The sequence below is a fragment of the Natronospira sp. genome (genome assembly GCF_007134575.1).
Lineage (GTDB): Bacteria > Pseudomonadota > Gammaproteobacteria > Natronospirales > Natronospiraceae > Natronospira > Natronospira elongata.
Window position 1 is genome coordinate 1 of the sequence record NZ_SLKM01000057.1, and the last position, 5,382, is coordinate 5,382.

A 5,382-nucleotide genomic window follows, 5' to 3' on the forward strand; every position below is an offset into this window, starting at 1 on the left:
GATAGTAGAGCATGGCGCGCAGCACGCCTTCCGGGTCGATGATAAAGGTCGCCCGCACCGCGGAGGTATCCGACGCACCCGGGTGCACCATGCCGTAGGCCTTGGCCACGGCCATGGACAGATCGGCAATGATCGGGAAGGGAATGGTCACACCGAACTTCTCTTCGATGTTCCGAGCCCAGGCGATGTGTGAATAGTGGCTGTCGATGGACAGGCCCAACAGCTCGGTATTGAGTTCCGCGAACTGGTCCGCCGCCTTGGCGAAAGCGACGAATTCAGTGGTGCACACCGGGGTGAAGTCCGCCGGATGCGAGAACAGCACCAGCCACTTGCCCTTGTAGTCCTCCAGGGTCTTGCGGCCGTGTGTGGTGGGGGCGTCGAAGTTCGGGGCCCGCTCATTGAGACGGGGCAGGCTGACAGTGTTTTCGGTTTCCATCGTGATCACCTCATTGGCTTGCTTGTGGGGGGAAGCATCAGGGCGTTTCCGCCTGACTTGCGATGTACTTTAGCGAGCACTGATATAAAAAGTAAAATGAATTGTTTTAACGATATTGATAATTAAAGGCTATTGTCCGGGGTGGCCATTGCCATCCCGCTGTAGAAGGTCTCAGGGCTTCCCGGCAGGCAAGCCTCCGCTTGCTTTATAATGTCGCGTTTTGTTTTGACCGCAATCATTCAGGGCGATCTTCCATGACCGATATTGCCGCGCCGCCGGAGACTTTTCAGGACTTGGTTCTGCGTCTCCAGAGCTACTGGGCCGAACAGGGCTGTGTCCTGATGCAGCCCTATGACATGGAGATGGGGGCAGGGACCTTTCACCCGGCCACCTTCCTGCGTTCCCTGGGCCCGGAGCCCTGGTCCGCGGCCTATGTCCAGCCCTGCCGCCGGCCCACCGACGGCCGTTACGGCGAGAACCCCAACCGCCTGCAGCACTATTACCAATTCCAGGTGGTGATCAAGCCCTCGCCGCTGGAGATCCAGCAGCTTTATCTGGGCTCCCTCACCGCCCTGGGCGTGGACCCGCTGGAGCACGACATCCGCTTCGTGGAAGACAACTGGGAATCCCCCACCCTGGGCGCCTGGGGCCTGGGCTGGGAGGTGTGGCTGAACGGCATGGAAATCAGCCAGTTCACCTACTTCCAGCAGGCTGGCGGCCTGGAATGCCGTCCGGTGACCGGCGAGCTGACCTATGGCCTGGAACGTCTGGCCATGTACCTGCAGCAGGTGGAATCGGTCTATGACCTGGTCTGGACCGATGGGCCCCACGGCCGGGTCAGCTACGGCGATGTCTTCCTGCAGAACGAGGTGGAGCAGTCCACCTACAACTTCGAGCAGGCCGACACCCAGGCCCTGTTCGCCGGCTTCGAACAGGCTGAGGCCGAGTGCCGTCGCCTGCTGGAACTGGAGCTGTCGCTGCCAGCCTATGAAATGGTCCTCCGCGCCTCCCACCAGTTCAATCTGCTCGACGCCCGCCACGCCATTTCCGTGACCGAGCGCCAGCGCTACATCCTGCGGGTCCGCAACCTGGCCCGGGCGGTGGCGGAGAATTATTACGCGCGTCGGGAGGCCCTGGGCTTCCCGCTCTGCCGCGAAGACAACAAGGGGACCGCCAGCAATGCCTGATCATCGCAGCCTGCTGATCGAGATCGGTACCGAGGAACTGCCGCCCAGTGAAGCGGCCGGCCTGGCTCGTGCCTTTGCCGAGCAGCTCAACCGCGCCCTGTCCGACAACGACCTGTTGGCCGACGAGCAGGCCGGGGCGGCGGAATGGTTCGTTTCGCCGCGCCGCCTCGCCATGCGCCAGGCCGGCGTGCTGCCGCGCCAGCGTGACCGCGAGGAAGAGCGTCTCGGCCCGGCCGTGGACAAGGCCTTCGACGGCGACGGCAAGCCCACCAGGGCCGCCGAGGGTTTCGCCCGCTCCTGCGGGGTGAGCCTGGATCAACTGGAACACAAGGCCACCGACAAGGGCGAGCGCCTGGCCTGGCGACGCACCATCCGCGGCGAGCCCGCCGAGCACATCGTGCCGGCGCTGGCCGATGAGGTTCTGCGCAAGCTGCCGGCCAAGCGGCGCATGCGCTGGGGCGATGGCGATGTGGAATTTGCCCGCCCGGTGCACTGGGTGGTCTGTCTGCTCGACGACAAGCTGGTCCCCGGCCAGATCCTGGGGGTGGAGACCGGCCGCCACAGTCGCGGCCACCGCTTTCACCACCCCGAGCCCCTCGATATCGCCAATGCCGACAGTTATGAGCCGGCGCTGAGCAAGGCCAAGGTCTTCCCCGACGATGCCCGCGGTGCACTAAAGGACCATATCCGCCGGGGGGTGAGCGAACTGGCCGAAAGCCTGGACGGTACGGCCGAGCTCAATGAAGCCCTGATCGCCGAGGTCGCCGCCCTGGTGGAATGGCCGGTGCCCATGGCCGGGCGTTATGAAGACCGCTTCCTGGCCCTGCCCGACGAGGTCATCGTCGCCACCCTGGAAGGTCATCAGCGCTACTTCGCCCTGCGTGATCGGCAGGGCGCGCTCAAGCCCGGCTTCATCACCGTGGCCAATATCGAAAGCACGGACCCGGAAACCATCCAGACCGGCAATGAGCGGGTGATCAGCCCGCGCCTGGATGACGCCATGTTCTTCTGGACCACCGACCGCCAGAAGAAGCTGGCCGACCGGGTCGCGGGCCTGGACGATGTGCTGTTTCAGAAAAAGCTCGGCAGCCTGGGTGACAAGCGCCGCCGGGTGGAAAAACTGGCCGCCGGCATCGCCGGGGAACTGGGCGCCGATATCAAGGCCACCGAACGGGCCGCCACCCTGGCCCGCTGTGATCTGCTCACCGACATGGTCGGCGAGTTCCCGGAGCTGCAGGGCATCATGGGCGGGCATTACGCCCGCGAGGACGGCGAGGGCGACAAGGTCGCCGACGCCATCCGCGACCAGTACCGCCCGGCCCAGGCCGGCGACGCCCTGCCCGAAACCGCCGAGGGCCTGGCCCTGGCCATCGCCGACCGCCTCGACACCCTGGTGGGCAGCTTCGCCGCCAATCAAAAGCCCTCCGGCAACAAGGATCCCTTCGCCCTGCGCCGCGCCGCGCTTGGCCTGCTGCGGATGATGGTGGAGCGCGATCTGCCGCTGGACCTGGATGCCCTGATCCGAAGCGCCGGTGAGACCCTGCCGGAAGGTCTGTCCATGAGCGAGGAGCTGCACCAGTCGGTCTTCGAATTCCTCATGGATCGGCTGCGGGCCTGGTACCGTGAGCGGGGTGTGCGCCCCGAGGTCTTCGAGGCGGTGGCCGCCGTGCGGCCCACCCGCCCGGCCGATTTCGATCGCCGCCTGCAGGCGGTCAGCCGCTTTCTGGAACTGGAGGCCAGTGAATCCCTGGCCGCGGCCAACAAGCGCATCGGCAATCTGCTGCGCAAGGCCGCCGAAGACGGCGAGACCGTCGAGGGCTTTGATGCCGGCAAACTGCAGGAAGCGGCGGAACAGACCCTGGCAAGCGAACTGGACAGGGCCGCCCGCGCGGCCGAGGCCGAGTCGGACTACACCCGCCGCCTGGAAATCCTTGCCGGCCTGCGTGAGGCGGTGGACCGCTTCTTCGACGACGTCCTGGTCATGACCGACGACGCCGACCTCAAGCGCGCCCGCCTCGGCCTGCTTGCCGCACTACGGCAATCGTTCACGACAGTCGCGGACATCTCTCGGCTGCAAACGGGATAGAGTATGCGCCTAGTCATTCTCGACCGCGATGGCACCATCAACGAGGAATCCGACGACTACATCAAGTCGCCGGAGGAGTGCCATATGCTGCCGGGGAGTCTGGAGGCCATCGCGCGCCTGAACCGGGGCGGCTGGCGGGTGGCGGTGGCCAGCAACCAGTCCGGCCTGGGTCGGAGCCTGTTCACGCCCAGTGACCTGCTGGGGATTCATAACAAGATCCAGTCCCTGCTGCGCGGCCACGGCGGTGAGATCGATGCCTTCTTCTTCTGTCCCCATCACCCGGACGATGCCTGCGATTGCCGCAAGCCCCGGCCGGGCATGCTGCACGATATCTCCCGCCGTTTTCAGACCAGCCTCACCCATGTGCCCATGATCGGCGACAGCGAAAAGGATATCGATGTCGCCCGCGCCGCCGGTGCCCGCCCCATTCTGGTGCTCACCGGGCGGGGCGAGGAAACCCGGGAGCGTCTCGAACGGCGGGGGATTCTGGAAGAAGTGGAAGTCTTCGAGGATCTGGCCGCCGCCGCCAATCATCTGCTTGGCGAGCATGGCGAAGTCGACGAGGACGGAGCCGAGTCCTGATGCAGTTATTGCGTAGCGCCCTGTTCAACACCCTGATGGCCCTCAGTGTCATCCCCTGGGTGATTGCACTGCTCTGCCTTATGCCCTTCGGTCAGCGCGTGCGTTTTCTCATCCCTCAGAGCTGGGCCCGGCTCCAGCTTTTTCTGCTACGCCACATTTGCCGCCTGGATTACCAGGTGGAGTATCAGGGCGAGGTCCCCGACGGCCCCTGTATTACCCTCTGGAAACATGAATCCGCCTGGGAGACCCTGTGTCAGCTCGACATCTTCCGCCGTCCCCAGTCCTGGGTGCTGAAACGGGAGTTGTTGTTCATTCCCATGTTTGGCTGGGGCCTGGCCCTGCTCAATCCGATCGCCATCAATCGTGGTGGTGGCCGCCGGGCGGTGGAGCAGGTGGTCAGCCAGGGCAAGCAGAAGCTGGCCGACGGCAGCTGGCTCATGATCTTCCCCGAAGGCCACCGCATGGCGCCGGGCAAGACCCGTCGCTATGGCCGCAGTGCCGCCATCCTGGCCCGGGATACCGGCGTCCCGGTCATCCCCATCTGCCACAACGCCGGCGATTTCTGGGGTCGTGTGGAGTTCATTAAACGCCCCGGCACCATCAAGGTCATCGTCGGCGAGCCCATCGATCCCAGCGGTCTGACCCCCGCCGAAATCAATGAAAAGGCCCAGCTCTGGATCGAATCCCGCCTCCGTGAGATCAGCCCGCAACGGGACTACGAATACCCCAAGGCCGAAGAGGCTGTCCGCGCCGTCCGCCAGCGTAACGCCAGGCAGGCCTCCAACGACGCCTGAAGGGGCGGGCCCGGTTTGCCGGCGCTTCCGAACCGCCCGGCGCCGTCTTTTTTACATAAGAATATTGAGAATTCGGCCCAAATCCGTTTATTCTGCGCCCAGATATTCACAGGCGCCTTTTGCCGCCCAAGGATTGCCGGATGACTCAGGGTCGCAGGGAGCAGGGTTTCACGCTGATCGAATTGACCGTGGTGCTGGTCGTTGTCGGCCTGCTGTCAGCCGTGGCCGTGCCGCGCTTCATTGATCTCAGCAGTGAGGCCGGGCAGGCGGCGGTGGACAATCAGGCCCGCGCCCTCA

General features: G+C 64.8%; 6 protein-coding genes. 5 read left to right on the forward strand and 1 reads right to left on the reverse strand.

The genetic code is table 11. From position 1 onward, the window contains the following. Nucleotides 1–436: peroxiredoxin (locus tag ACJWXQ_RS02365; RefSeq protein ID WP_406672058.1), on the reverse strand; the 436-nt coding region annotated here is incomplete at its 3' end. A gap of 254 nt (nt 437–690) precedes the next feature. Here ACJWXQ_RS02365 and glyQ point away from each other — a divergent pair. The 5 genes from glyQ to ACJWXQ_RS02390 all read left to right on the forward strand — a co-directional run. Further along, a complete protein-coding gene (gene glyQ / locus ACJWXQ_RS02370) occupies nt 691–1,623 on the forward strand; it encodes a glycine--tRNA ligase subunit alpha (protein ID WP_346053058.1) in 933 nt (310 codons plus the stop codon). Further along, nucleotides 1,616–3,709 (forward strand): glycine--tRNA ligase subunit beta, encoded by a 2,094-nt coding sequence (glyS, locus tag ACJWXQ_RS02375; protein WP_406672059.1) that lies wholly within the window; start codon nt 1,616–1,618, stop codon nt 3,707–3,709. Before glyQ ends, glyS begins: the two co-directional genes overlap by 8 nt. Nucleotides 3,710–3,712: 3 nt before the next feature. Next, nucleotides 3,713–4,291, forward strand: coding sequence for a D-glycero-beta-D-manno-heptose 1,7-bisphosphate 7-phosphatase (gmhB, locus tag ACJWXQ_RS02380; protein ID WP_346053054.1), 579 nt, complete (start codon nt 3,713–3,715; stop codon nt 4,289–4,291). Beyond that, nucleotides 4,291–5,085 carry a lysophospholipid acyltransferase family protein gene (locus ACJWXQ_RS02385; protein ID WP_346053052.1) on the forward strand — a complete coding sequence of 265 codons (795 nt, stop codon included), beginning with the start codon at nt 4,291–4,293 and terminating at the stop codon, nt 5,083–5,085. Before gmhB ends, ACJWXQ_RS02385 begins: the two co-directional genes overlap by 1 nt. A 140-nt stretch (nt 5,086–5,225) precedes the next feature. Further along, nucleotides 5,226–5,382: prepilin-type N-terminal cleavage/methylation domain-containing protein (locus tag ACJWXQ_RS02390; protein WP_406672060.1), on the forward strand; the 157-nt coding region annotated here is incomplete at its 3' end.

Coding starts and splice junctions, on each gene's coding strand:
- glyQ (WP_346053058.1), top strand. CDS start 691: ATGACCGATATTGCCGCGCCGCCGGAGACTTTTCAGGACTTGGTTCTG.
- glyS (WP_406672059.1), top strand. CDS start 1,616: ATGCCTGATCATCGCAGCCTGCTGATCGAGATCGGTACCGAGGAACTG.
- gmhB (WP_346053054.1), top strand. CDS start 3,713: ATGCGCCTAGTCATTCTCGACCGCGATGGCACCATCAACGAGGAATCC.
- ACJWXQ_RS02385 (WP_346053052.1), top strand. CDS start 4,291: ATGCAGTTATTGCGTAGCGCCCTGTTCAACACCCTGATGGCCCTCAGT.